This window comes from Streptomyces sp. NPDC029044 (assembly GCF_040637495.1).
GTDB lineage: Bacteria > Actinomycetota > Actinomycetes > Streptomycetales > Streptomycetaceae > Streptomyces.
The window spans coordinates 99,216-125,921 of the sequence record NZ_JBEZWN010000009.1 but is presented as its reverse complement, the minus strand read 5'-3'; the positions used below and the strand labels follow the sequence as shown (position 1 = coordinate 125,921).

The following is a 26,706-nucleotide window of genomic DNA, read 5'->3' as shown; positions in this document are numbered from 1 at the left end:
TTCCGCGCAGATTCCGTCACGTTCCGGCCATCCAGCACAGCAGGATGAGAGGTCTGTCCTTCATGTCCGAAGTCAATCGGCGCCGCTTCCTCCAACTCGCGGGCGCCACCACGGCCTTCAGCGCGCTGTCCGCCAGCATCCAGCGCGCGGCCGCGCTTCCGGCGAACCACCGCACGGGGTCGATCGAGGACGTCGAGCACATCGTCGTCCTGATGCAGGAGAACCGTTCCTTCGACCACTACTTCGGCACCCTGAGAGGCGTCCGCGGCTTCGGCGACCCCCGCCCGGTCGCCCTCGACAACGGCAAGCCGGTCTGGCACCAGGAGAAGGACGGCAAGGAGATCCTGCCGTTCCACCCGGACGCCGACGACCTCGGCATGCAGTTCCTGGAGGGCCTGCCGCACTCCTGGCCCGACGGCCACCAGGCCTACAACGGAGGCAAGTACGACCGCTGGGTGCCCGCCAAGGGCACGACGACCATGGCGTACCTGACCCGCGAGGACATCCCGTTCCACTACGCGCTCGCCGACTCCTTCACCGTCTGCGACGCCTACCACTGCTCGTTCATCGGCTCCACCGACCCCAACCGCTACTACATGTGGTCCGGGTACACCGGCAACGACGGCAGCGGCGGCGGCCCGGTCCTGGACAACGCCGAGCTCGGCTACGGCTGGACGACCTACCCCGAGCGCCTGGAGCAGGCCGGCATCTCCTGGAAGATCTACCAGGACATCGGCGACGGCCTCGACGCGAAGGGCTCCTGGGGGTGGATCCAGGACGCCTACCGCGGCAACTACGGCGACAACTCCCTGCTGTACTTCAACAAGTACCGGAACGCCCAGCCCGGCGACCCCTGGTACGACAAGGCCCGCACCGGCACGAACGCCAAGGCAGGGGACGGCTACTTCGACCTGCTGCGCGCCGACGTCAAGGCCGGCGAGCTGCCCCAGATTTCCTGGATCGCCGCCCCCGAGGCCTTCTCCGAGCACTCCAACTGGCCCTCGAACTACGGCGCCTGGTACATCGCCCAGGTCCTGGACGCCCTCACCTCCAACCCGGAGGTCTGGTCGAGGACCGCCCTGTTCATCACCTACGACGAGAACGACGGCTTCTTCGACCACGTGGTCCCGCCGCTGCCGCCGAAGGACGCCTCCCGGGGCCTGTCCACCGTCGACGTCTCCCTCGACCTCTTCCCGGGCGGCGCCGGCAAGACGGCCGGCCCCTACGGCCTCGGCCCGCGGGTGCCGATGCTGGTCGTCTCGCCCTGGAGCAAGGGCGGTTACGTCTGCTCCGAGACCCTCGACCACACCTCGATCCTGCGGTTCATGGAGCGCCGCTTCGGTGTGCGCGAGACGAACATCTCGCCGTGGCGCCGGGCCGTCTGCGGCGATCTGACGTCCGCGTTCGACTTCTCCCGCAAGGACGCCCGCCCCGCCCCGCTGCCCGGCACCGACGCGTACGAGCCGCAGGACCGCGAGCGCCACCCCGATTACAGGCCGGCGCCGCCCGCCGACCCGCGCATGCCCCGGCAGGAGCGTGGCCTGCGCCGCTCCCGGCCGCTGAGGTACGCCCCCCACGTGGACGCCTCGGTCGACGCCGCAGCCGGCAAGCTCACCCTCACCTTCGCCTCCGGGGCGAAGGCGGGCGGCGCTTTCCACATCACCTCGGGCAACCGCACCGACGGTCCCTGGATGTACACCACCGAGGCCGGCAAGACGCTCTCCGACACCTGGAACTCGGCCTACTCCGGGGGCTCCTACGACCTGACCGTGCACGGCCCGAACGGCTTCGTACGGGTCTTCAAGGGCTCGAACCAGGTGGCCGGCTGCGAGGTCACCGCGCGCCACACCGGCGACGACATCGAGCTGACCTTCACCAACAAGGGCTCCGGCACGGCCCGCCTGAACCTCGTGAGCGGCTACGGCGGCCGGCCCTCGACCGTCACCGTCCGCGCGGGCGCCCGGGTGTGCCGGACCGTCGACCTCGCCGGCAGCCGCCGCTGGTACGACCTGACCGTCACCGCCGAGGGGGACGAGGCGTTCCTGCGGCGGTTCGCCGGGCACGTCGAGAACGGGCGGCCGGGGGTGAGCGACCCGGCGATCATCACCGCGTAGCGGGAGTGAGGTGCCCCGGATCGTGCGGCCGGGGCACGAGCGCCGGTTCGGCCGTGGCCGAGCCGGGCTCCAGGGCCAGGACCGCGGCCACCGGATGGTCGCCGGCGGCCGGGCCGGCCGCCGCGGGCGCCGCCCGGCTGAGCAGCACCACGCCCCAGGAGGCCAGGCCCGCCCCGGCGAGCGCGAGCAGGACGCCCGCGGGGCCGCCCTGGAGGCGTTCGCCCAGCAGCGACAGGCCGATCACCGCGGCCGCCAGCGGGTTGGCCAGCGTCACCATCGCGAGCGGTCCGCCCAGGCCGCCGCGGTAGGCCGTCTGGGAGAGCAGCAGTCCGCCGGCGGCGAAGGCCGCCACGAGCAGCGCGACGCCGACCACCTGGACGCTCAGCACCGGGCCGGTCCGGTCCGTGGCGGCCACGGTCACGGTCTGGGTAAGGGCCGAGGCGACACCGGAGGCCAGCCCGGACGCGGTCGCGTGCCGCAGTCCGGGCCGGGCGCCCGGCCCGGGACAGCACCCCGATGAGGGCCGCGGTGGCGCCCGCCACCGCCAGCGCCTCGGGGACACTCAGCACATCGTCCGGCTCCGGCCCGGACGCCGTGACCAGGATCGCGCCCAGGCCCAGCAGGGTCAGCGCGGTGCCCTTCCACTCGACCGCGCTCACGTGCCGTCCCGCCATCCGCGCCCCCATGGGCACCGCCGCGACCAGGGTGAGCGCGCCGAGCGGCTGGACGACGGTCAGCGGACCGTACCGGAGGGCGACGACGTGCAGCAGCGCGGCCGCCGCGTTCAGACCGACCGACCACCACCAGGCGCCGCTGCCGAGCAGGCGCAGCGTGCCGGCGCCGGGGGAGCGGGACGCGAGCCGTTCCTGGGCGACCGCGGCGGCCGCGTAGGCGACGGCGGAGACGAGCGACAGGGCGACGGCGATCAGGACGGCGGTCATCGGCCCGCTCCCGCGAGTGTCTGCTCGTCCCGCTGGGCCGGTACGGGACTGCCCTGCGCCCGGTCGGCCGCCGTCGCCGTGCGGTGCGGCGAGCGAAGTGGGACGGGGGTCCCCCCGGGCGCAGTCCGGGGGAGGATCACCGCGAGGGCGAGGCCGAGCAGGGCCGCCGCGACGATCGCGTCCAGCCAGTAGTGGTTCGCCGTACCGACGATCACCAGCAGCGTCAGCAGCGGATGGGCCAGCCAGAGCCAGCGCCATCGCGAGCGGGTCGCGACGATGAGTCCGACGGCCACCATCAGCGCCCAGCCGAAGTGCAGCGACGGCATCGCGGCGAACTGGTTGGACAGGGAGTCGGTCGCGGGATCGCCGTATACCGACGGCCCGTACACCCGCGCCGTGTCGACCAGGCCGGTCGCGGCCAGCAGGCGCGGCGGGGCGAGCGGGAACAGCAGGTGCAGTACCAGGGCGGTGGCGGTCACCGCGGCCAGGACCCGGCGGGCCCACACGTAATGCACCGGGCGGCGCAGGTAGAGCCAGACCAGGAAGGCGGCGGTGGCCGGGAAGTGGACGGTCGCGTAGTACGTGTTCGCGAAGTGCACCAGGCCGTCGCCGTGCAGCAGCAGGGACTGCACCGCCCCCTCGCCGGGCAGATGGACCGCCCGCTCGAAGTCCCACACGCGGTGCGCGTTGCGGAACGCCTCTCCGGTGTGGCCCGTGGCCAGCTGCCGGCCGAACTTGTAGACGAGGAAGAGCCCTGCGACGAGCAGAAGCTCCCGGACGAGCGGCGGCCGCGCTATCGCGTCGGACCCCGCATGCGCAGGCTCGGTGCGGGCATTCATCCCCCGGCCCCTTCGGTGACGGTGGCGCTGTTATCGGTACGAGAGCGTACCGATACGGCAGTGTACCGATACGCCCGCGTACCGGTACACTGCCGTATCGATAGACGTACGACACATCACCGGCCGGGAATGTCCCGGCCGCCCGACGAAAGCCAGGAGCACCGACCATGACGTCGCAGGCTGCGGACCGGCCCGAGCCGGTCGGTGTCACGCGCCGCTCCAAGATCACGCCCGAGCGTGAGCAGGAGTTCTACGACGCCGTGCTGGAGCAACTGGGCGAGTGCGGCTACGACTCCGTCACCATGGAGGGCGTCGCCGCCAGCACCCGGTGCAGCAAGTCCACGCTCTACCGCCAGTGGAAGACCAAGCCCCAGCTGGTGGCGGCGGCGCTGCGCTCGCACCGCAGGACGCGCTGCATCGACACCGGATCCCTCGCCGAGGACCTGCGGGAGGCGGCCCGGGCGGCCGGCGAGCTGTCGGGCCGGGACACCAAGCTCCTCCAGGCGCTCGCCCATGCCGCCGGGCAGGATCCGGAGTTGCAGCGCGCGCTGCGCGAGACGCTGGTCGAGCCGGAGATCGCGGCGCTGAAGGAGATCATCCGCCGCGGCGTCGAGCGCGGAGAGGTGCCGGCCGACCATCCGGCGCTGGAGTACGTCCCGGCGCAGCTGCTCGGCGTCCTGCGGGTGCGGCCCGTCCTGGAGGGCGAGTGGGCCGACCCGGACTACCTGGTCCGGTTCGTGGAGGCCGCCGTGCTGCCGGCGCTGGGCCTGACCTGAGACCCGGGCCGCCGTCCGCCGGATGACCGGACGGTGACCCGACCGCGCCGACCCGTGGGGACGGGGGCGGCGCGCACCCCCCGGCCGGGTGGGGTTCCCCTGTGAGCGGCAGGGGCGCCCCACCCGGCCGACCGGTGTGCGGGTGTCCGCTCCCGGTCAGACGTCCTGACCGTTGCCGCTGCCCGTCGCCGGCTTGATGCCCTTGGTGATGTCGTCGAGCACGCTCTCCTGCTCTCCCGCGTCGACGCCGAACCGGATGACGACCATCAGCTTCGCGTTCGCGGGGGAGGGGAACGCGAGCGACTCCACGATGCCGTCGGCGCCCTTGCTCGTGACCGCCTTCCAGCGGACCAGGTAGCCCTTCTGCCCGGCCACGGTCACGGCCTTGGACTCCAGCACGTCGTGCGAGGTGATCCCGCCGTAGGACTTGCCGCCGTAGGACTCCTCGGCGTTCCTCCCGATGTCCGCCTTGGCGATCTCCTCTGCGGTGGCGCCCTTGGTGCCGAGGGCCAGGGCCGGTGCGGAGTAGGCGCCGCCCTTGGTGCAGGTCGAGGAGGTGTCGCCGGGGCACTTGTAGGAGTCGTCGGACGTCACCTGCGCGCCGGCCCGGGCCTGCTGGCCGTACCAGCCCTTCGGTATCGGCAGGCTGATCCCGCTCACCGCGTCGGTCACCGACCCGCTCCTGATCTTCGGCGGCTCGGACTGCCCGGGCCCCGGGCTCTGCCCGCCGGATCCGCCGTCGCCGCCGGACCCGCCGTCGCCCCCGGAGCCCCCGGACCCGCCCGGCCCGCCCTGGCCCCCGGGCGCGCCCGGCCCGCCGGGCTGCCCCTGCGACGTGGGCGAGCCGCCACCGTCGTCCGTCAGGGCGTACACGCCGACGCCGATGCTGGTGAGCACGACCACGGCAGCCGCGACGGCCGCGGCTATCCGCAGACGCCGCCCGCGGCCGCTCGGAGGCACGGTGGGGTAGGCGGCATACCCGGCAGCCCCCGGATAGGCGCCGCTCCCGGGATACACGCCGCTCCCGGGTTGTCCGTGGGCTCCCGGTTGCCCGGCGGCACCCGGATACGGGTACGTTCCGTCCCCCGGTATCCCTTGTTGCCCGGCGGCACCTGGATACGCTCCGCTCCCCGGTTGCCCGGCGGCACCCGGATATCCGGCGGCTTCCGAGCCCCGGACGCCGTCGGGCTGCCCGGCGGATCCCGGCCCCGCGGTACCGGTCGGCTGCCCGGTGGCCGGTGCCCCGGCCGGCGTCCCGGGCCCGGCCGGGACACCGGCTCCCAGGGCGTCGCTGCCGGTTCGCGCTTCGGCTCCCTGGGCGTCGCTGCCGGTCGGCTGCCCGGCGCCCCGGGTCTCGCTGCCGGTCGACTGTCCGGGGCCCTGGGCGTCGCTGCCGGTCGACTGTCCGGGGCCCTGGGCGTCGCCGTCGGTCGGCTGCTCGGCTCCGTGGGCGTCGCCGCCGGTCGGCTGTCCGACCTCCGGTGTCCCGGCCGGCGCCTCGGGGGCGGCGGCCGGACCGCTCGCCGGCCCGGTCGGGGGACCCCAGTTCGCGGGCGGCTGTACCGGGCGGACGCGGTCCGTCCAGGCCCTGCCGTCCCACCAGCGCTCGGTGGCGGGCCCGTCACTTGTCTGTCCGGGGTCGGGGTACCACCCGGGAGGAGTCTCCTGCGTCATGCCCCCACCGTATGAGGCGTCGGTGAAAGAGGCATGAGAGGACCCGGAACCGACTGTTCCAGGGAAGTTCGGGCCGGGGCCGCGACACGGCACGGCGGCAAGCGGCGAAGCGGTCGCGGACGCCGCGTCCCGCTCTGGCTGAATGGGCGTCACCTCCCGTGACATTGCCCGCCGTTGACCGAAATGCGGCTGGTGACGGGCCAGGCGCGTCGCCCGGCCGCACCCGGTGTCACCCGTCACGGCAAGAGGTGGCCCGACCACCCTCCACTCGGGCAATCGGACGGCTACGCTCGACATCTGTACGTCGTTCGGGCGACTTGGGGAGGTAGCGGGATGACGGAGGTACGGCCCACGGCCGCCGCCTCGGCTTCCCTGTGGGAGCGCGACGAGGAGATCGCCGCCGTCACACGGGCGGTCGAGACCCTGTGCACGGACCGTTCCTCGCCCGGCGGACTGCTGGTCTTCCGCGCCGAGGCCGGCCTCGGCAAGACGGCCCTGCTGGCCGAAACCCGCCGCATCGCCGAGGCCCGCGGCTGCACGGTCTGGTCGGCGCGCGGCGGCGAGACCCTCAGGTCGGTCCCCTTCAACGTGGTACGGCAACTGCTCCAGCCGGCCCTGGTGTCGATGCTGCCGGAGGAGGCCCGCGAGTACCTCGGCGACTGGTACGACATCGCCGGCCCCGCCCTCGGCATCGCGGAACCCGGCGACCGGCAGGCCGACCCGCAGGGCGTGTGCGACGGCCTGGTCGCGGCCGTGCGCCGGCTCGCCCGCCGGGACTGGCCGCTGGTGCTGATGCTCGACGACGCCCACTGGGCGGACCAGGAGACCCTGCACTGGCTCGCGGGGCTCGCCGAGCGCATCGACGAGATGTCCGTCCTGGTCGTCGTCACCCGCCGCCCCGAGGAGGTCTCCGGCGCGAGCGCCCGCCACCTCGACACCGTCGCCGCCGCCGCGGACGGCCCCGTGACGACGCTGAGCGCCCTCACACCGGACGCCACGGCCGGGCTCACCCGCGCCTCCCTGGGGGAACACGCCGACGCCGCGTTCTGCCGCGAGGTCTGGGCCGTCACCGCCGGCAACCCCTACGAGACCGTCGAACTCCTCGCCCGGGTACAGGACAGCGAACTCGAACCGGTCGAGGCCCGGGCCGGCGGACTGCGCGAGCTGAACCGCTCGGCCCGCGGCGGCGGCCTCGTCGCCCGCCTGGAGGAACTCGGCATCGACGCCACCCGGTTCGCCTGGGCCGCCGCCATCCTCGGCACCGGCATCTCCACCGACCTGGTCGCCAAACTCGCCACCCTGCGCCCGGACGACGCCCGCCGCTGCGCCGAACTGCTGCGCACCGCCCGCATCCTCACCGCACCCGACCCCGCGACCGGCCGCAGCGCCGACGGCGACCTGGAGTTCGTCCACCCGCTGATCGCGTCCGCCGTCTACAACTCCATCCCCGACGCCCTGCGCACCGCCATGCACGGCATCGCCGCCCGGATCGTCTCCGACGAGGGACACGGCGCCGCGGCCGCGGCCCGCCATCTCCTGGAGGTCCACCCTGACGACGACGAGGAACTCGTCGGGCAGCTGCGCGAGGCCGCCCGAGAGCACCTCGCCGTCGGCGCCCCCGACGCGGCCCGCCGCTGCCTGGAGCGCGCTCTGAAGGAACCGCCCCGGCCCGAGTCGCACCCGCAGGTGCTGTACGAACTGGCCGAGGCCACCTTCCTCACCGCGCCCGCCCGCACCATCGGCCACCTGCGGACCGCGCTCGGCATGCCCGGCCTGCACGGCGGCCAGCGGGTCGACGCCGTCTTCCGCCTCTCCCAGGCGCTGCTCCACAACGACCAGCTGGAGGAGGCCGTCCGTACGGTCGAGGCGGAGGCCGCCCGGCTCAAGCCGGGCCCCGACCGGATGCGGCTCCAGGCCGCGCAGTTCATGTGGGAGGGGCTGCACGCCGGCGAGGCCGCCTCACCCGGCCGGTCCCAGCGGCTCGCCGACCTCGCCCGCCCGTGCACCGGCCGGGACAACTCCGAACGCGCCCTGCTCATCCTGCGCGGCTTCGACGCCCTCATGCACGGCGAGAACGCCGAGGAGGTCACCGAGCTGTGCGACCGCGCCCTCGTCAACGGCCGCCTCGCCCCCGGACTCGGCTGGACCGACACCGAGTGGGGCATCGAGCTGCTGCTGATGCTGGCCAACGCCTACGGCTTCACCGACCGCCTCGACCGCGCCGAGACCCTCTACAACGAAGCGCTGCGCGCCTACGAGACGGCCGGCTGGAGCGGCGGCCACCTCGCCCTGGCCCACGCCTACGTCGGGATCGGCCACCGCAGGCGAGGCCGTCTGAAGGAGGCGGAGGCGTCCCTGCGCGAGGCGCTGCGCCTCGCCGAGCGCGTCGGCCGCGGCCTGCCCCTGTACTGGTCGGCGACCTGTAGCCTCGTCGACACCCTGCTCGCCCGCGGGCACGTCGAGCAGGCCTGGGAGGTCGCCGAGCAGCACGGCTTCGCCCCGCCCTACCCGTCCACCATCGTGCTGCCCGATCCCCGTTCGGTGCGCGGCCGGCTGCTGCTGGCCGTCGGCCGCACCAAGGAAGGCATCAACGAACTGGAGGCGGCGGAGAAGGCGGCGGCGGCCCGCGGCCACCACAACCCGGTGCTCGTCCCCTGGGCGGCCGATCTCGCCCGCGCCCTCAGCACCGAGGACCCGGCCCGCGCAGCCCGGCTCGCCGTCGACGTCCGCCGCCAGGCGGAGCGCTTCGGCACGGACACGGCGATAGGGGAAGCCCTGCGCTGCGCCGCCGACCTGGAGACCGGCCAGCGAGCGGTCCGGCTCTACGCCCAGGCGGTCACCTACCTGGAAGCCTCGCCCTGCCAGTACGAACACGCGGCGGCCCGCATCGAGTTCGGCATCGCCGCCCGCTCGGCGGCCGACCTGCACCGCGGCTTGGACCTGGCGGTCTCCTGTGGGGCCGACGGGCTGGCCGACCGGGCGCGCGCCGCCCTCAAGGCCGGTGTCGGCCCGGCGTAGGTCAGGCGCGGAGCAGCTGGTCGGTCACCGTGGCGAGACGTCGGCGCACCTCGGGGTCGTACGCCGCTGCGTGCGCCCGTGCGGCGCGGGTGCCGTCGAAGTAGCGGCCTGAGCCCAGGTCCCGGGTGGCCAGCGCGATCACGCCCGGTGCGCCGTCGGCGACCGTGTGCCGGGGCGTGAAGCCGCCCTCGCGGACCATCGCGGTGTCCATGTGGGTCGCGGGGTGCAGCACGTTCACCGCGACGCCGCTGCCGGCGAGCTCCTCGGCGAGGGTGAACGTGTGGGTTGCGAGCGCGAACTTGCTGCGGCAGTACGCCGACAGGCCGGTGTAGCGGCGGGTGAGTTCCGGGTCCGCGAAGTCGATCGGCTCCTGTCCGGCCGAGCCGACGTTGACGACCCGGGCGGGGGCGCCGGCTCGCAGGACCGGCAGCAGGGCCACGGTCAGCGCCACCGGCGCCAGGTAGTTGACCGCCAGCCGCAGTTCGTGCCCGTCGGCGCTCACCTCGCGCCCGGAGCCGGGCGGCCCGGCACCCAGGGCCGCGTTGTTGATCAGCACGTCCAGTTCGGCACGGGCTCCGCCGACCTGCGCCGCCAGTTCCCGCACCTGTGTCAGCGACGCGAGATCGGCGACGAACCCCTCGGCGTCGCCCTCGGCCCGCAGCTCCTCGACGAGCCGCCGCGTCCGGTCCTCGTCCCGGCCGTGGGCGAGGACGGTGTGCCCGGCACGGACCAGCTCGAACGCGAGGTGACGGCCGAGGCCCGAGGTGGCGCCGGTGAGCAGCATCGTGGACATGCCTCCACGGTAGGCACGGGACCCAGGCGGGTGCGAGACCTGGCCGTGCCTGCGCCCGGCAGGGTCACCCTGCGGCCCTCAAGAGGTGCCGTCCTCCTCCGCCAGCACCCGCTGAGCCGTCGCGAACGCCGAGTTCGCCGCGGGTACCCCGCAGTACACCGCTGTCTGGAGCAGCACCGCGCCGATCTCCTCCGGGGTGAGGCCGTTGCTGCGGGCCGCGCGGACGTGCATGGCCAGCTCGTCGTAGTGGCCGTGCGCGACCAGGGCGGTGAGGGTGATCATGCTGCGCTCGCGGCGCGAGAGGGTCGGGTCGGTCCAGATCTCGCCCCAGGCGTAGCGCGAGATGAAGTCCTGGAAGCGGGCCGTGAACGGTGTCTGCCGGTCCTGCGCCCGGTCGACGTGGGTGTCCCCGAGCACCTCCCGCCGTACCGCCATGCCCCGGGAGGCACCCTGGCCGAAATGGGCGCGCAGGGCCGTCAGCACCGCCTCGGGGCACTGCGCCGGGGCCAGGTGCGAGGCGCCCGGCAGCTCCACCAGCGTCGCGCCCGGCACGGCGTCGGCGATCTCCCGCAGATGCGCGGGCGGCGTCGCGGGATCCTCGCGGCCGGCGATCAGCAGGGCCGGCACAGCGATCTCCGTGAGCCGGTCCCGCAGGTCGAACGCGGCGAGCGCGTCACAGCAGGCGGCGTACGCCTCCGGGTCGGCGTCCCGGTGGTCCCGGACCAGGCGCGGCACGGTGAAGTCACCGGCGAACCAGCGTGCGTCGGCGTTCTCCGCCAGCCCGGCGAGCCCCTCCCGCCGCACCAGCGCGGCCCGCTCCTCCCACGGCCGGGAACCGTTGAAATGCGCCGACGAACAGATCACGGCCAGCGACGACAGGCGCTGCGGATGGTGCGCCGCGAGATGCAGCCCCACGGCCCCGCCCAGCGACACGCCCGCGTACGCGAACCGCTCGATGCCGAGCGAGTCGGCGAGCGCCAGCACCAGCCCGGCGAGGTCGGCGACCGTCGCGCCCGCCTTGATGAGGCCGGCCGCCGAACCGCCGTGCCCCGGCAGGTCCCAGCGGACCACCCGATGGCTGATGGACAACTCGGGCGCCACCGCGTCCCACAGGGCGTACGACGTGCCGAGCGAGGGGCCGAGCAGCAGCGGGGGAGCGGAGGAGGGACCTTCGGCGCGGTGGTTCAGGAGGGTCAACGTCGCTCCAGGGCACGGTCGGTGAGGGCCCCGGCGGAGCCCGTGTAGTGGGTCGGGTCGAGGTCGGCGTCCGCCAGTTCCGGCGCCTCGGCGAGCGGGCGCCCCTCCGCGGCCAGCCGGGTGAGGAGTTCCTTGGCGCGGGCGCGGCCCAGCACCGGGGCCAGTTCGGCGGACAGCCGCTCGGAGACGATCAACCCGTGGGTGAGGTCCAGGTGTTCGCGCATGGCCTCGGGCCTGACCCGCAGTCCCTCGGCCAGTTCGGCGGCGTCCCGGGCGGCCCCGCCGACCAGCCGCAGGAGGTCCCGCAGCGGCTCCCACTCGGCGTGCCAGGCCCCGGCCGGACGCTCGTCCTCGGCGGCCATGGCCCCGTACAGCGTGGCCGCGAGCTGCGGTGCCCGCCGCGCGGCGGAGGCGATCAGGGTGGACCGCACGGGATTGGACTTGTGCGGCATGGCGGACGAACCCCCGCCGCTGCCCTCCAGGACCTCGGCGATCTCGGTGCGCGACAGGGTCAGGACGTCCACGGCGAGTTTGCCGAGCGCACCGGCGGCGAAGGCCAGGCACCCGGCGAGGTCGCCGATCGGCGTCCGCAGGGTGTGCCAGGGCAGATCGGGTGCCCGCAGCCCGAGTTCCCGGGCGTACGCCTGCGGCAACCCGGCCGGATCGCTCGCGCCGTACGCCCCGAAGGCCGCCAGCGTCCCCGCCGCACCGCCGAGTTGGGCGGGCAGCGACTCCCGGACGGCCTTCACCCGGTCGCGCGCGTCCAGCACCAGCGACCGCCAGCCGGCCGCCTTCAGCCCGAACGTGGTCGGTACGGCGTGCTGGGTGAGGGTCCGCCCCGGCATCGCGGTGCCGCGGTGCTCGGCGGCGAGCCCGGCGAGGGCCTGTTCGGTACGGCTGAGGTCGGTGAGGACCGTACCGAGGGCGCGTGCGGCGACCAGCATCGTCGCCGTGTCCATGATGTCCTGGCTGGTCGCGCCCCGGTGGACGTAGGGGCCGTACGCGTCGCCCACGGCCTTCGTCAGATCCGCGACCAGCGGGATGACGGGGTTGCCGCCCGTCCGGGCCCGCCCGGCCAGGGAGACCACGTCGAAGGCGCCGCCGGCCGCTTCGGTCACCGCCGTCGCCGCCTCCGCCGGGGCGAGCCCCAGGGCGGCCTGCGCGCGGGTCAGCGCGGCCTCCGCGTCCAGCAGCGCCCGCAGGTACGCGGGGTCGCCGGTGTCCGCTGCGGCCGCCGAACCGGCCCACCCGGGGGCGAGCAGGCCGGTGTCGCCAGGGGGAGATGTCACAGGAACTCCAGGAAGACCGTCTCGCCTTCGCCCTGAAGGCGGATGTCGAAACGGTACGTGCCGTCCCCCTCCTCCGCGGCGACCAGCGTGTCGCGGCGGGCGTCCGCCAGCCCGGACAGCAGCGGATCGGCGGCGAGCACCGCCGCGTCGCCGGGCAGGTAGATCCGGGTGTACAGGTGCACGAGCAGCCCGCGCGCGAAGACGCACACGCTGAGGTACGGGGCGTTCCGCCCGCGGGCGCCGGGCCGCAGCGTCCGCGCGTACCAGTGGCCGTTCGCGTCCGTCTGGATCCGTCCCCAGCCCGTGAACTCCACGCCGTTGCGCCCGAGGAAGCCGCCCGAGGCCGGGTCGCGCCGCATCGAGCCGTCGGCCGTCGGCAGGTTGCCGTCGGGGTCCGGGCCCCACAGTTCGATCAGGGCGTCCGGCAGCGGGTTGCCCTCGCCGTCGGTGACGTAGCCGTGCACGGTGACGGTGTCCGGGTGCCCGAGGGGCGCGATGTCCTCGCCGCCGCGGAACGGCAGGGCGTGGCCGTAGAACGGGCCGACGGTGTGCGAGGGGGTGGGCAGCACGCTGTCCGGCCGGCTGGTGTCGATCCTCGTCATGGCTGGTCAGCGCCCTTCTTCGATCCAGGTGGCCTGCGGGCCGTCCAGCACGATGTCCCAGTGGTAGCCCATCGAGAACTCCGGCACCGACAGGTTGTGGTCGTACGTCGCGACCAGCCGCTGCCGGGCCGCGTCGTCCGTCACGGACTGGATGATCGGGTCGTAGGGGAACAGCGGGTCGCTCGGGAAGTACATCTGCGTCACGAGCCGCTGGGTGAACGCCGTGCCGAACAGTGAGAAGTGGATGTGTGCCGGCCGCCAGGCGTTGACGTGCTGGCGCCACGGGTACGGGCCCGGCTGGACGGTGGTGAAGTGGTACCGGCCGTCGTCGTCGGTGAGCGTGCGCCCCACACCGGTGAAGTTGGGGTCCAGCGGGGCGTCGTGCTGCTCGCGCTGGTGGGCGTAGCGGCCCGCCGAGTTGGCCTGCCAGATCTCCACGAGCTGACCGCGCACCGGGCGGCCGTCGCGGTCCAGCAGTCGTCCGGAGACGGTGATGCGCTCACCGATGGGCTCCCCGGCGTGCTGCCGGGTGAGGTCGTTGTCGATCTCGGTGATGTCCCGCTCCCCGAAGGCGGGGGAGAACAGCTCCACCAGCTCGGGGTCCTTGCCGGTGTCGATCGTGACCGGCGGCTGCTTGGGGTGCCGGAGCACCGAGGAGCGGTACGGGGCGTAGTCGCGCCGCGGCTGGTGCTCGACGGGCCCGCCGTCGGCCAGGCGCTTCTCGTAGGCGGCGTGCCGGGCCGCGATCTCCTGGTCGATGTCGTGCTGAGTGAGAGTCATGGGAGTCCCTGAGGTACTTGAGGATCGTGCCCCATCAGGGGCGCGGGGAACTGCGCGACCGGCCACATACGGCCCGCAGCCGAACGCCTAACGTTCCAGAACAAGCGCAAGCCCTTGACCCACGCCGATGCACAGCGTGGCGACACCGACGCCACGGCCCCGCCGGGCCAGCTGATGGGCCACCGTCCCGGCCAGACGCGCCCCGGACGCCCCCAGCGGATGCCCCAGCGCGATCGCTCCGCCCTGCGGATTGAGAATCGACGGGTCGAACGCGGGCCACTCGGCCACACACCCCAGGACCTGAGTGGCGAACGCCTCGTTCAACTCCAGCACGGACAAGTCGCCGAAGCCCCTGCCCGCCTTGGCCAGCGCCCGGTCGACCGCCGCCACGGGCGCCAGCCCGAAGTAGTGCGGGTCGGTCGCGGAGACTCCTGTCGCACGGACCCGGGCGAGCGGCTCGCGGCCCGTCGCCCTCAGCCCCTCCTCGTCGACCAGCAGCAGCGCGGCCGCGCCGTCGTTGAGCGGCGAGGCGTTGCCCGCCGTCACCGTGCCGCCCTCGCTGCGGAACGACGGTTTCAGCCTGGCCATCGCCGCCAGGGAGGCATCCGGCCGGACGCACTCGTCGGCCGAGAGGACGACCGGCTCGCCCTTGCGCTGCGGGATCGGCACGGGCGCCAGCTCGGCGTCGAACAGGCCCTCGGCCTGCGCCCGCGCCGCCTTCTCATGGCTGCGCAGGGCGAACTCGTCCTGCTGCTCCCGGCCGATTCTGTGCTTGTCCGCGATGAGTTCGGCCGACTCGCCCAGCGGGATCGTCCACTGCGGCTCCATACGCGGGTTGACCATCCGCCAGCCGAGCGTCGTCGAGTACAGCTCGGTGTGCCCGGCCGGGAAGGCCTTGTCGCTCTTCGGCAGCACGTACGGCGCCCGGGTCATGGACTCGACGCCGCCGGCCAGCGCGATGGAGGCGTCGCCGAGGGCGATGGCCCGGGCCGCCTGGATCACGGCCTCAAGGCCCGACGCGCAGAGCCGGTTGACCGTCACGCCCGGCACGGACGTGGGCAGACCGGCGAGCAGCGCGGCCATCCGGCCGACGTTGCGGTTCTCCTCGCCGGCTCCGTTGGCGTTGCCGAAGTACACGTCCTCGACCCGGGCCGGGTCCAGCTCCGGTGTGCGGGCGAGGAGTTCGCGGACGGCGTGCGCGGCCAGGTCGTCCGGACGCACGCTCGCGAGGGCGCCGTTGTAGCGGCCGATCGGCGTGCGGACCGCGTCGACGATGTAGACGTCCTTCACCTCAGGCCCTCCGGCACGGTCAGTTCGGCGTCGGTCCGGATGACGATCTCCTCGGCGGTCACGCCGGGCGCGGTCTCGACCAGGACGAGGCCGCCGTCGGTGACGTCGAGGACGCCGAGGTCGGTGATGATCCGGTTCACGCACGCCTTGCCGGTCAGCGGCAGGGCGCACTCGGTGAGGATCTTGGGGGAGCCGTCCTTGGCGGTGTGGGTCATCACCACGACGACCGTGCGGGCGCCGTGCACCAGGTCCATCGCCCCGCCGATGCCGGTGATCAGCTTGCCGGGGACGGCCCAGTTGGCCAGGTCGCCCCGCTCGGACACCTGCATGGCACCGAGCACGGCGACATCGATGTGCCCGCCCCGGATCATCGAGAACGACAGCGCCGAGTCGAAGAAGGAGGCGCCCGGCAGGACCGTCACCGTCTCCTTGCCGGCGTTGATCAGGTCGGGGTCGACGGCGTCCTCGGTGGGGTAGGGGCCGGTGCCCAGGATGCCGTTCTCCGACTCCAGGACGACCTCGACGCCCTCGGGGAGGTAGTTCGGGATGAGAGTCGGCAGGCCGATGCCGAGATTGACGTACTGGCCGTCCCGCAGCTCCCGCGCCGCCCGCGCGGCCATCTCCTCGCGCGTCCAGGCCATCAGGACCTCACCGTCCGCTGCTCGATCTTCTTGTCCGCCGCCTGCTCCGGGGTGAGCGCCAGCACCCGCTGCACGAAGATGCCCGGCAGGTGCACCGCGTCCGGGTCGATCCCGCCGGGCTCCACCAGCTCCTCCACCTCGGCGACCGTGACCCGCCCGGCCATCGCGGCCAGCGGGTTGAAGTTGCGGGAGGACTTGTTGAAGACGAGGTTGCCGTGCCGGTCGCCCTTCCAGGCCCGCACCAGGGCGAAGTCCGTGCGGATGCCCCGTTCCAGCACGTACTCCGTGCCGTCGAACTCCCTGACCTCCTTCGGCGGCGAGGCGAGCGCGACCCCGCCCTCACCGTCGTAGCGCCAGGGCAGCCCGCCGTCGGCGACCTGGGTGCCGACGCCGGCCGGGGTGTAGAAGGCGGGGATCCCGGCGCCGCCGGCCCGCAGCCGCTCGGCCAGCGTGCCCTGCGGGATCAGCTCGACCTCCAGCTCTCCGGCCAGGTACTGCCGGGCGAACTCCTTGTTGGCGCCGATGTAGGAGCCCGTGACCCGGGCGATCCTCCCCGCGGCCAGCAGCACCGCGAGGCCCGACTCCATCGCTCCGCAGTTGTTGGAGACCACCGACAGGCCGGCCACACCGCGCTCGTACAACGCCCCGATCAGCACGTTCGGCACACCGCTCAGCCCGAAACCACCCACCGCGAGCGACGCGCCGTCCGGCACGTCGGCCACCGCCTCCAGAGCGGTGGCGACCACCTTGTCCATCCGAGGAGCCCCATCTCTTCCGAGCGACCCGACCGAATTAATCAGGGCACTGAGTATTTCTGTGAGATGCCCCTCACGCTGCCATCGGGACCGAGAGACGTCAAGGCCTCGGAGAATACGCCTGTGCTCCTCTGTGCACGCAGCAGACAGGGCCCCGTGCGATGCGTATTGTTCAGTGCACCGACGAAATCGACCGAGGGGTGCACATGGCGGCCGCGGACCTCACCACCCACCCCGGGCACCTGGCCCGGCGGCTCCAGCAGGCCCACTACCTGCTGTGGAACGCGATGGTCTCCGAGGAGATCACCTCGCCCCAGTTCGCGGTCCTCAACACCCTCGTCGCCGAGCCCGGCCTCGACCAGCGCACGGTGGGGGAGCGGGTGGGGCTCGACCGGTCCACCATCGCCGAGGTGATCAGCCGGCTCAGCCGGCGCGGACTGCTCGACAAGGTCCGCGACCCCCAGGACGGCCGCCGCTCCCTGCTGCACCTCACGGACGAAGGGGAGCGCACGCACCGCAGGCTGACCGTGCGCACCGCCCGGATGAACCAGGTGTTCCTCGCGCCGCTCACCGCCGACGAGCGGACGGTGTTCTTCGATCTCATCCGGCGGGTCGCGGACGCGGCCGAGGGGCTCCGCAATCCCGAGGAGCCCCTGGTGGCGCCCCGCTGACGGGTGCGGCCCGAGCGGGTCGTCACGGCGTCCCGGAGTACACCACCCACACCTGGCCCTCGGCGAAGTTCACGGGAACGCCGTCGCCGATGGTGAACGAGGTGCCGTCCGTGGCCTTCTCCCGCTTCCAGTCCACGTTCCAGGCCCGCCCGTCGCGCAGCACCGTCGCCTTGCCCGAGCCGACCGTCTCGGTGTACGGCGTGTTGTTGCCGAGGAAGTCCTGGAAGGCGGACTCGCGCACCTTCACGTACTGGACCACGACCGTCGCGGCCGTCATCCGCTTCCCGTCGGCCGTCGTCGCGGGCGTGCCGTCCATGCCGACCAGCCACCGGTCGCGGGAGTCCGACCAGGTGAAGGTGAAACGGGCCGCCGGGTAGCGCACCGTCCGGGAATCCGTCGCCGTGCCGCCCTCGGGTGCCGGGCCGTAGCGGAAACCGGTGGTCAGGGCGGCCTGGCCGGGGGGCTCGGGCACGATCCGCCCGGGCCGCAGGTAGAGGTTGTGCGGGGCGGGCCTGCCGGTGCCGCGGAAGAAGGCATCGGCGGCGTTGCCGGGCGTCTCCGCCCGCAGCGGCGCCTTGTCGATCAGCGGCAGGAGCTTCTTCTGCGCGCCGGAGAAGGCGAGCGTGGGGCGGCCGAACTGGCGCAGGAGTTCCAGATCCGACTCGCGTGCGCTGCGCACCGGCCCGACCGTCTCCGGCAGCCGGGTCGCGTACACCGCCATCAGCCGGCTCAGCCCGCCCTCGACCTGCTCGGCGTAGACCACGTCCGCGGCGTCGACGCCCGTGTGCGGACGGGCCGCGGCGGCGTTGTCGATCTTGACCGCAAGGGCGGAGGGGCCGGTCGCCGAGGGGGACGTCCCCCGTTCCGACTCCTCCGCTGCGCCCCGTCCGTCGTCGCCCGGTCCGCCCGGGCTCGTGCAGCCCGCCGTCAGGGCGGCCGTCACCGCGGCGGCCAGCAGCGCCACCCTCGTCGCGGCGCACCGTCCGCGCGTCCCTCGTCCCATGCCCACCGTCGCCACCGCGCCTTATGTCATTCGATCTGCCTTGATTGTGCGCTTATCTGAACATCAGTGGCCATAGTTGATTGTTCTTGGCAGAGAAGTGTCTCGGTGGCGTCCGTCGATCGGCTCAAGGTTCAGCGCGGGTCGTCCGGGTACCCGGGCCCCGCCGTACGACCGACGCGCACGCTGACGGAGGGAGCGCGAGGCGATGAGGGCAGTGACCTGGCAGGGCAAGCGTGACGTGCGGGTGGAGAACGTGCCCGATCCGACCATCCAGGAGCCGACGGACGCGGTCATCCGCATCACCTCCACCGGGCTGTGCGGCTCCGACCTGCACCTGTACGAAGTGCTCACCCCGTTCATGACCCCCGGCGACATCCTCGGCCATGAACCCATGGGCATCGTCGAGGAGGTCGGCGCCGGCGTCCCGGACCTTCAGGTGGGGGACCGGGTCGTGGTGCCCTTCCAGATCGCCTGCGGCAACTGCTGGATGTGCCTGACCGGCCTGCCCACGCAGTGCGAGACCACGCAGGTGCAGGGCGAGGGCATGGGCGCCGCCCTGTTCGGCTACACCCGCCTGTACGGCGCGGTGCCGGGCGCACAGGCCGAGTACCTGCGCGTCCCGCAGGCACAGTTCGGCCCGATCAAGGTCCCCGAGGGGCCGCCCGACGACCGTTTCGTCTACCTCTCCGACGTCCTGCCCACCGCCTGGCAGGCGGTCGCCTACGCCGGCGTCCCGCAGGGCGGCAGCGTCGCCGTACTCGGCCTCGGGCCCATCGGCGACATGGCGTGCCGCGTCGCCCAGGTGCAGGGCGCCGGACGCGTGTTCGGCGTCGACCTCGTTCCGGAGCGGCTGCGCCGGGCGAAGGCACGGGGCGTGGAGACCTTCGACCTGCGGTCCTTCGACGACGAGAAGGAACTCGTCGAGGCGATCCGCGACCAGACCGACGGCCGGGGCCCCGACGCCGTGATCGACGCGGTGGGCACCGAGGCCCACGGCAGTGCCGCCGCGCGCATGGTGCAGAACGCCGCCGCGATCCTGCCCCGCAAGGTCGGCGCCCCGATCGCCGAGCGCTTCAGCATCGACCGCCTCGCCGCGCTCTACACCGCCATCGACCTGGTGCGCCGCGGCGGCACCATCTCGCTGTCCGGTGTCTACGGCGGCATGGCGGACCCGCTCCCGCTGCTCACCCTGTTCGACAAACAGATCCAGATGCGGATGGGCCAGGCCAACGTCCGCCGCTGGAGCGACGACATCATCCCTTACCTGACCGACGAGGACCCCCTCGGCGTGGACGACTTCGCCACCCACCGGGTGTCGCTGTCGGAGGCCCCGCACGCGTACGAGATGTTCCAGCGCAAGCAGGACGGCGCGGTCAAGGTCCTGATGCAGCCCTGACCGGGCCTTCGGCTAGCCGCCGAGGATCTCCGCCAGGTCGTAGCGGACCGGCTCCTGAAGCTGCGCGTACGTGCAGCTCTCGGGGGTCCGGTCCGGGCGCCAGCGGCGGAAACGGGCGGTGTGCCGGAAGCGCTGCCCGTTCTCCATGTGGTCGTACGCCACCTCGGCCACCCGGTCCGGCCGCAGCGGCACCCACGACAGGTCCTTGCGGCCCGACCAGCGGCTCGGCGCCCCCGGCAGCCGGGCCGTCTCGTGCGCGGCCTCCTCGGACCAGGCCGCCCACGGATGCCCCGTCACGTCGTCCAGGCGCAGCGGCTCCAGCTCCTCCACCAGCTCGGCACGCCGCTTCATCGTGAAGGCGGCGGACACGCCCACGTGCTGGAGGGTGCCCCGGTCGTCGTACAGCCCGAGCAGCAGCGAACCCACGACCGGGCCGCTCTTGTGCAGGCGGTACCCGGCCACCACGACGTCCGCCGTCCGCTCGTGCTTGACCTTGAACATGGCACGCTGATCCGGCCGGTAGGGCACGGTCAACGGCTTGGCGACGACACCGTCGAGACCGGCCCCCTCGTACTCCTCGAACCACCGCCGCGCCACCTCGATGTCGGTGGTCGCCGGGGCGAGGTGCACCGGCGCCCGCACTCCGGAGAGCTCAGCGGCCAGCCGCTCCCGCCGCTCGGTCAGCGGGACGTCCATCAGCGACGCGTCCCCCAGCGCCAGCAGGTCGAACACGACGAGCGAAGCCGGTGTCCGTTCGGCCAACGTCCGCACCCGCGAGTCCGCGGGGTGGATCCGCTCCGTCAGCGCGTCGAAGTCCAGATGTCCCTCCCGCGCGATCACGATCTCCCCGTCCACCACGCACCGCTTCGGCAACCGCTCCCGCACAGCCGTCACCAGCTCGGGAAAATACCTGGTCAGAGGCTTACCGGAACGGCTGCCCAGCTCGACCTCTTCCCCGTCGCGGAACACGATCGCCCGGAACCCGTCCCACTTCGCCTCGTACTGCATGCCCGCGGGGATCGCCGCCACGGACTTGGCGAGCATCGGCAGGACAGGGGGCATCACCGGCAGATCCATGGATCGATTCTGCGCCGATATTCCACCGGGTGCCCGATGTGCGAGGTATGCGGGCGACGCCTACCGTGGCGGCATGGGTGACGCGGTGGAGCTGGAGGTGGACGGCCGGACGGTACGGCTGTCCAGCCCGGACAAGATGTTCTTTCCCGAGCGCGGTTTCACCAAGCTGGACCTGGCGCGCTACTACATCGCCGTCGGCCCCGGCATCCTGCGCGCCCTGCGCGACCGGCCGACCACCCTGGAGCGCTACCCCGAGGGCGTGACCGGGGAGAACTTCTTCCAGAAGCGGGCGCCGAAGAACATGCCCGGCTGGATCCCGACCGCGCACATCACCTTCCCCAGCGGCCGCAGCGCCGACGAGATGTGCCCCACCGAGGCCGGAGCGGTGGTGTGGGCCGCACAGTTCGGCACCCTCACCTTCCACCCCTGGCCGGTCCGCCGCGACGACGTCGACCACCCCGACGAACTCCGCATCGACCTCGACCCGCAGCCCGGCACCGACTACGACGACGCCGCCCGAGCGGCCCACGAACTGCGGTCGGTGCTCGAAGAGTTCGGCGGCCTGCGCGGCTTCCCCAAGACCTCGGGAGGGCGGGGCCTGCACGTCTTCGTGCCCATCGAACCGCGCTGGACCTTCACCCAGGTCCGGCGCGCCGCCATCGCCGTCGGCCGGGAGATGGAACGGCGGATGCCCGAGCACGTGACCATCAAGTGGTGGAAGGAGGAGCGCGGCGAGCGCATCTTCATCGACTACAACCAGACGGCACGCGACCGCACGATCGCCTCCGCCTACTCCGTACGCCCCCGCCCGCACGCCCCTGTCTCCGCGCCCCTGCGCTGGGACGAGGTCGGCATCGCGCACCCCCAGGACTTCGACCTCGCGTCCATGCCCGCGCGCTTCGCCGAACTCGGCGACGTGCACGCGGACATGGACGACAAGCGCTACTCCCTGGAAGCCCTGCTCGACCTGGCCCGCCGCGACGAGCACGACCACGGCCTCGGCGACCTGCCGTACCCGCCCGAGTATCCGAAGATGCCGGGGGAGCCCAGACGGGTACAGCCGAGCAGGGCCCGCAAGGAGAAGGAGCCTCCTACAGCTCCTTGATCCTGATGTCCCGGTACGAGACGACGTCCGTCGTGCCGTGCACCTGGAGTCCGATGTAGCCGGAGGCGAACCGCCGCCCGTCCGTGCCCGGGTCGTCCGAGCGGGGCGGGCTGAACTCCTGGCCGCCGGTGTTGTCGAACTCGTTGATCAGCACACCGTTGCGCAGCACCGAGTAGTGCTGGCCCTCCACCCGGATCTCGTAGTCGTTCCAGGTGCCCTTCTGTGTCACGCCCGCGCCGGCCAGACCGACCCGGTCGAAGCCGTAGACCGACCCCGTCTTGTACATGTCGCCGTCGGGCCGGTCGAGCACCTGCACCTCGTGCCCGTACTTGATGGCGACCCACTCCGGGCGGGACTCCTCGGGGTGGTCGTGGACCCACGGGAAGCGCACGAAGACACCCGAGTTGGCGTTGCCGGTGCCGGGTGCGTCGTCACGCCACTGGAGCTTCAGCGAGAAGTCGCCGTACTTGCGCTGCGGGAACCACAGCATGCCCATGCCGGGCGTCGTGGTGCTGGAGGTGATCGTCCCGTCCGGGTTCAGCCCGAACGAACCGCCGCCCACCTGCTGCCACTTGGCGAGGGAGTCCGCCGTGCCGTCGAACAGCGCGCGGTAGCCCTCGGTCTGTCCCGGCTTGCCGATGCCCGACTCGCGGGCCGCCTTCCGGATCGCCCGGGACTCCCGCTGGTCGATGACCCCTTCCTCCAGCAGCGCGTCGAGAACGGACGTCACGTGCTTGAGGAACAGCGCCTGCGACGTCCACTCCTTCTCGTCCTCGATCAGCTCGCCGATCCGGCACCGGTTGTCGGTCACCCGGTTGCGCACCCCGGAGTCGACCGTCCCGACGATCACCGTCAGCCGCTCGTCGTACTCGGGGCAGTCCGGCGCCGGGACCTGCCCGGAGACGACCGTGAAGGTCACCGTGCGGGCCGCCGCGGTGTTCCCGGCCTTGTCCGTCGCCCGGTAGGCCACGGTGTGCGCACCCGCCCGGTCGACCACCACCGGCGCCGAGTAGGCGAGGTAGGGCCCGCCGTCCAGCGAGTACTCGATCCTCTCGACGCCCGAACCGTGCGCGTCGGTCGCCGTGACGGTCACCCGGGCGCTGTTGACGTACGCCCCGGCGGAGTTCTTCGTGCCCTCCACCGAAACACCCGTCACCGGGGGTGTGGTGTCCTGCGGCGGCGCGGCGGCCACCGTGAACCGCACGCTCTTCTCCGCCGCCACGTTCCCCGCCTTGTCGGTGGCGCGGTAGCGGACGGTGTGGTCGCCCACCTGGTGCACCATCACGGGCGCCGTGTACGGCTGCCACGCTCCCGAACCGACCGCGTACTCGATGGCGTTGACCCCGGAACCCGTGTCGGAGGCCGAGACGGTGACCGTCGCCATGTCGATGTACGCCCCCTCGGCGTTGCGCTCGCCGCTCACCGTCGCCGAGGTCTCCGGCGCGGTGGTGTCGTCCGACTGGGGCGCCACTACCGTGAACGCGGTGCTCTTCTCGGCGGAGACGTTCCCCGCCTTGTCGAACGCCCGGTAACGGACCTGATGGCTGCCCACCTGATCGACGACGACCGGCGCGGTGTACGGCTGCCAGGCACCCGCCTCGCCGATCGCGTACTCGATCCGGTCGACGCCGGAGCCGCCCTCGTCGGTGGCGTGCAACGCCACGCTCGCCGAACCGACGTACGCGCCCTGCGTGTTCTGCGTGCCGCTGACGTGCGCCGACGCCTCGGGCGCCGTGGTGTCCTCACCGCTGCCCTCGGTCACCGTCAGGATGCCCTGCATCTGGCCGTGGCCGGGGATCGTGCAGTGGTAGAAGTACCGGCCGGGCGTGAGCGTGACCTGCGCGGTGTGTTTGCCGCCCTGGGCGTCGTTCGGATTGGCCAGGATGTTGAGCTGCACGTCGCCGTTGAACTCGGGATCGCTGGTCACGAACGTCAACGTGTGCGGCATGCCCGTCGTGTTGCCGGTGGCCGCGCTGTTCTCGAAGACGATCGTGGCGGCACCGGCGACCGCCGTCTTCGGCGCCGAGAGGTACTTGTCGATGTCGTTGCCGGCCGTCCAGGTGAGCACCTGGTCGGCGGCCTCCTTCCCGGGCTGCCCGGCGGCGGGCAGCGCCTGCACGCCGAGCAGCATCAGCAGGGCGGCCAGCAGGGCGGCCCAGACTCTTCGGTGCCGGATCACTCGCTCCCCCTCGCCAGCCGATCGGCGGCCGGGGTGGGCCCGCCGCCCTTGTAGGTGACCCGCCACAGGGCCGACTTGGAGTCCGAGGTGAAGAAGCCGCGCCCGTAGTCGAGGACGTACAGCGCGCCGTCCGGACCGAACTTCCAGTCCATCAGGTTCTTGATGCCGTCGTTGCCGACCGGCACGATCTTCTTCAGCGACTCCGCGTGCACCGGCAGACCGCCGTCGCCTTGCGTCTTCGGGTCCATGAGTACCGCGTGGCGCGGCTGGTCGGCGTCGTAGAAGTCACCGACGAACCACTTGCCGTCCCAGTACGCCGGCCACTTGACGGCACTGTCCGCCGCCACCGTGCCGTACCGGTACACCGGCCCGTTCATCGCGGCCTGCCCACCGCCCTTCAGCCAGGGCAGCCGGTACGTGGCCTCCGCCGGCTTGTACGACGGGACACCACTGGCGTCCCTCGGGTAGTCCGGCGCACCGCCCGACGGCGAGTACCAGATGTTGTTGCCGGTCACCGGCGGCAGGTTGACCAGGCCGTCGTTGTTCGGCGACTCGTTCTTCGGGCGGTCGCAGTCGTACCAGCCCAGCGGCTTGGACGGGTCCGGCAGATTGCGGTCCCGGTAGGGCTGTTTGTTGCCCATGCAGTACGGCCAGCCGCGGTTGCCCGCCTTCGTGATGGCGGCGAACGTGTCGTACTTGGCCGGACCCCAGGTCGTCGAGGGCGCGCTCGCGTCCGGCCCGACCCAGCCCGCGTAGAGGACGTCGGTCGACGTGTCGACGGAGATGCGCGCCGGGTTGCGCACGCCCATCACATAGATCTCGCCGCGCGTCTTGCCGCCGCCCTCGGCCGTCTCCTTCCCGGTGAACAGGTTGCCCTCGGGGAGGGTGTACGTCCCGTCCGGCTCCGGGTGGATGCGCAGGATCTTGCCGTTGAGGTTGTTGGTGTTGCCGGCGGTGCGGCGCGCGTCGGCGAAGGAGACGCCCTTGTAGTTCGGCTCGGGGTTGTTGCCCGAGTAACCGGCGCTGAAGCCGCTGGAGTTGTTGTCACCGGTGGCGATGTACAGGTTGCCCTTGGAGTCCCAGGCCATCCCGCCGCCCGCGTGGCAGCAGCTGTGGATCTGCACCGGCCACTTCAGCAGCACCTTCTCACTGGACAGGTCCAGCTTGTCCGTGGTCCGGTCGAGCGTGAACCGGGAGACCCGCCGCTCCGCCATCCGCTTCTCGCGGTCGATCCGCTCGTGCGGCGTGTAGTGCAGATACACCCAGCCGTTCTGTGCGAACCCCGGGTCCAGCTCGATGCCGAGCAGCCCCTCCTCGACCTTGATCAGCTCGTCGCCGCCGCCCTTGTTGCCGAAGACGGTGAGCGCACCGGCCAGGGTGACCTGCTTGGTCTTCGGGTCGTAGACGTGGATCTCGCCCTTGCCCTTGCCGATGTCCGGGTTGTTCCAGTCGGTGATCACCGGCTGCGAAGAGTCGGCCCCACCGCGGCCGATGTAGAAGACCCGGCCGTCGGGCGCGGTGACCATGCCGTGCGGCTCGCCGATCTGGTCGTTCCGCCCGGGCTGGTTGGGCTTGGTCAGCCGCTCCGCCGCGTAGTTGGCGTTGATCGTGGCCTTGCAGTCGGCCTGCTCCAGACGGGTCGTCCACAGCAGCGCACCGTGCAGATGGTCACGGAAGTCGGTCTCGTCGTACGACGAGACCGTCCCGCCCATGCCCGTGTAGAAGGAACGGCCGCCGTCGTAGTCCCGGCACCAGCTGACCGGGTGGTCCCAGCCGTTGGAGCCGGAACCCGGCTGGTACGTCGACTCGCGGACCCGGGCCACCGTGTGCACGTCGCCCGACGGGTTCTTCACCCAGTTCAGCCACCGGTCCGGGCGCTTCCACTGCACCGGCAGGTTCTTGGTGGCGGGGTGCCCGCGGTCTCCGACCTCGACGGTCGCCCGCTGCACGGCCGTCGGGCTCGACGCGGCCGGACGGGCACCCACCAGACCGGTGAACCAGTCCGAGTACGGCTCCGCGCGCGCCGCGTCGTGAATGCCGACGAATCCGCCGCCGGCCTCCATGTAGGCCTCCAGGCCCGCCTCCTGCTCCGCGTCGAGGACGTCGCCCCCGCCGGTCAGGAACACGATCGCGTTGAAACGGCCGAGCCTGGTCCCGTCGGTGAACACCGAGGCGTCACCGGTGGCCTGGACCTTGAAGCGGCGGTTCGCCGGGCCCGACAGGCCGATGTCCTCGATGGCCTCGATCCCGGCGTTCACCACCGGCGACTCCTCCCCGGCCGCCGCGGAACCGTGGAAGATCAGCACCCGTACGTTCGCGCCGCCCGGCGGCGACTTGATCGACATCGTTGTCAACGGGGGTTCTGGGTAAGGGCGCGCGTTCGCGGCAGGACCCGACAGCAGCCCGGCGGTCACGACCCCGGCGGCGACGGACGCCGCCCAGACGCGTCTTGACTTGCTCAACCCTCGTAAGTGCATGGGCACCTCCTCGGTCACAGCAACACCGCCAAGGAAGCTAAACCCCTTTGCACGTCACGCCAATACCTATGACCGGGATGGGACCAACT

General features: G+C 72.6%; 19 protein-coding genes and 3 pseudogenes. 6 read left to right on the top strand and 16 right to left on the bottom strand.

All coding sequences use genetic code 11. From position 1 onward, the window contains the following. The first annotated feature begins 62 nt into the window (after positions 1-62). Positions 63-2,114 carry a phosphocholine-specific phospholipase C gene (locus AB0E85_RS11220; protein ID WP_361924931.1) on the top strand — a complete coding sequence of 684 codons (2,052 nt, stop codon included), beginning with the start codon at positions 63-65 and terminating at the stop codon, positions 2,112-2,114. Here AB0E85_RS11220 and AB0E85_RS11215 read toward each other — a convergent pair. Together AB0E85_RS11215 and AB0E85_RS11210 are read right to left on the bottom strand one after the other, a co-directional pair. Further along, positions 2,104-3,055 (bottom strand): annotated as a pseudogene (locus AB0E85_RS11215) (hypothetical protein). The gene AB0E85_RS11220 and the pseudogene AB0E85_RS11215 sit on opposite strands and share 11 nt — an antisense overlap. After that, a complete protein-coding gene (locus tag AB0E85_RS11210; RefSeq protein ID WP_361924929.1) occupies positions 3,052-3,894 on the bottom strand; it encodes a phosphatase PAP2 family protein in 843 nt (280 codons plus the stop codon). Before AB0E85_RS11210 ends, AB0E85_RS11215 begins: the two are co-directional and overlap by 4 nt. 167 nt (positions 3,895-4,061) lie before the next feature. On the opposite strand from AB0E85_RS11210, the gene AB0E85_RS11205 reads away from it, so the two are divergent. Further along, the gene (locus AB0E85_RS11205; RefSeq protein ID WP_361924927.1) at positions 4,062-4,670 is read left to right on the top strand and encodes a TetR/AcrR family transcriptional regulator; all 609 of its coding nucleotides are present in this window, start codon (positions 4,062-4,064) and stop codon (positions 4,668-4,670) included. A gap of 156 nt (positions 4,671-4,826) precedes the next feature. On the opposite strand, the pseudogene AB0E85_RS11200 reads toward AB0E85_RS11205, so the two are convergent. Together AB0E85_RS11200 and AB0E85_RS11195 are read right to left on the bottom strand one after the other, a co-directional pair. Beyond that, positions 4,827-5,639 (bottom strand): annotated as a pseudogene (locus AB0E85_RS11200) (hypothetical protein); the annotation flags it as partial. 588 nt (positions 5,640-6,227) lie between these two features. Beyond that, positions 6,228-6,344 (bottom strand): annotated as a pseudogene (locus tag AB0E85_RS11195) (DUF2510 domain-containing protein); the annotation flags it as partial. Between the two features lie 333 nt (positions 6,345-6,677). On the opposite strand from AB0E85_RS11195, the gene AB0E85_RS11190 reads away from it, so the two are divergent. Further along, a complete protein-coding gene (locus AB0E85_RS11190) occupies positions 6,678-9,362 on the top strand; it encodes an AAA family ATPase (protein ID WP_361924925.1) in 2,685 nt (894 codons plus the stop codon). Position 9,363: 1 nt separating this feature from the next. Here AB0E85_RS11190 and AB0E85_RS11185 read toward each other — a convergent pair whose 3' ends face one another. The 8 genes from AB0E85_RS11185 to AB0E85_RS11150 form a co-directional block, all read right to left on the bottom strand. Beyond that, on the bottom strand, positions 9,364-10,155 hold the full coding sequence (locus AB0E85_RS11185; protein WP_361924923.1) for an SDR family NAD(P)-dependent oxidoreductase: 792 nt from the start codon (positions 10,153-10,155) through the stop codon (positions 9,364-9,366). Between the two features lie 78 nt (positions 10,156-10,233). Beyond that, positions 10,234-11,352, bottom strand: coding sequence for a 3-oxoadipate enol-lactonase (gene pcaD, locus AB0E85_RS11180; RefSeq protein WP_361924921.1), 1,119 nt, complete (start codon positions 11,350-11,352; stop codon positions 10,234-10,236). Beyond that, complete coding sequence (gene pcaB / locus AB0E85_RS11175; RefSeq protein ID WP_361924919.1) at positions 11,349-12,641, bottom strand: 3-carboxy-cis,cis-muconate cycloisomerase; 1,293 nt, start codon at positions 12,639-12,641, stop codon at positions 11,349-11,351. Before pcaB ends, pcaD begins: the two co-directional genes overlap by 4 nt. Continuing rightward, positions 12,638-13,243, bottom strand: a complete 606-nt coding sequence (gene pcaG, locus AB0E85_RS11170; protein ID WP_361924917.1) for a protocatechuate 3,4-dioxygenase subunit alpha — start codon at positions 13,241-13,243, stop codon at positions 12,638-12,640. The genes pcaB and pcaG overlap by 4 nt, the downstream gene beginning before the upstream one ends. Before the next feature lie 6 nt (positions 13,244-13,249). Further along, entirely contained in the window at positions 13,250-14,023 is a 774-nt protein-coding gene (gene pcaH, locus AB0E85_RS11165) for a protocatechuate 3,4-dioxygenase subunit beta (RefSeq protein ID WP_361924914.1), read from the bottom strand. 87 nt (positions 14,024-14,110) lie between these two features. Continuing rightward, positions 14,111-15,313, bottom strand: coding sequence for a thiolase family protein (locus AB0E85_RS11160; RefSeq protein ID WP_361924912.1), 1,203 nt, complete (start codon positions 15,311-15,313; stop codon positions 14,111-14,113). Then, positions 15,310-15,954, bottom strand: coding sequence for a CoA transferase subunit B (locus tag AB0E85_RS11155; protein ID WP_361924910.1), 645 nt, complete (start codon positions 15,952-15,954; stop codon positions 15,310-15,312). The genes AB0E85_RS11160 and AB0E85_RS11155 overlap by 4 nt, the downstream gene beginning before the upstream one ends. Continuing rightward, positions 15,954-16,709: a CoA transferase subunit A gene (locus tag AB0E85_RS11150; protein ID WP_033307676.1), complete on the bottom strand. Its 756-nt coding sequence runs from the start codon at positions 16,707-16,709 to the stop codon at positions 15,954-15,956. Before AB0E85_RS11150 ends, AB0E85_RS11155 begins: the two co-directional genes overlap by 1 nt. 206 nt (positions 16,710-16,915) lie before the next feature. On the opposite strand from AB0E85_RS11150, the gene AB0E85_RS11145 reads away from it, so the two are divergent. Beyond that, positions 16,916-17,380 (top strand): MarR family transcriptional regulator, encoded by a 465-nt coding sequence (locus AB0E85_RS11145; protein ID WP_184852193.1) that lies wholly within the window; start codon positions 16,916-16,918, stop codon positions 17,378-17,380. 22 nt (positions 17,381-17,402) lie between these two features. Here the strand turns inward: AB0E85_RS11145 and AB0E85_RS11140 are convergent, their stop codons facing one another. Further along, the gene (locus AB0E85_RS11140; protein WP_361924907.1) at positions 17,403-18,383 is read right to left on the bottom strand and encodes a DUF3048 domain-containing protein; all 981 of its coding nucleotides are present in this window, start codon (positions 18,381-18,383) and stop codon (positions 17,403-17,405) included. A 205-nt stretch (positions 18,384-18,588) separates the two neighbouring features. Between AB0E85_RS11140 and AB0E85_RS11135 the strand changes: the two genes are divergently transcribed. Continuing rightward, positions 18,589-19,779 (top strand): zinc-dependent alcohol dehydrogenase, encoded by a 1,191-nt coding sequence (locus tag AB0E85_RS11135; RefSeq protein ID WP_361924905.1) that lies wholly within the window; start codon positions 18,589-18,591, stop codon positions 19,777-19,779. Positions 19,780-19,791: 12 nt separating this feature from the next. Here the strand turns inward: AB0E85_RS11135 and AB0E85_RS11130 are convergent, their stop codons facing one another. Continuing rightward, positions 19,792-20,856, bottom strand: coding sequence for an ATP-dependent DNA ligase (locus AB0E85_RS11130; protein WP_361924903.1), 1,065 nt, complete (start codon positions 20,854-20,856; stop codon positions 19,792-19,794). 73 nt (positions 20,857-20,929) lie between these two features. On the opposite strand from AB0E85_RS11130, the gene ligD reads away from it, so the two are divergent. Next, positions 20,930-21,961, top strand: coding sequence for a non-homologous end-joining DNA ligase (ligD, locus tag AB0E85_RS11125; RefSeq protein ID WP_361924901.1), 1,032 nt, complete (start codon positions 20,930-20,932; stop codon positions 21,959-21,961). Here ligD and AB0E85_RS11120 read toward each other — a convergent pair. Then, positions 21,948-24,092 (bottom strand): family 16 glycoside hydrolase, encoded by a 2,145-nt coding sequence (locus AB0E85_RS11120; RefSeq protein WP_361925046.1) that lies wholly within the window; start codon positions 24,090-24,092, stop codon positions 21,948-21,950. The genes ligD and AB0E85_RS11120 overlap by 14 nt on opposite strands. 44 nt (positions 24,093-24,136) lie before the next feature. Further along, positions 24,137-26,617 (bottom strand): ThuA domain-containing protein, encoded by a 2,481-nt coding sequence (locus AB0E85_RS11115; protein ID WP_361924899.1) that lies wholly within the window; start codon positions 26,615-26,617, stop codon positions 24,137-24,139. Between the last annotated feature and the right edge of the window lie 89 nt (positions 26,618-26,706).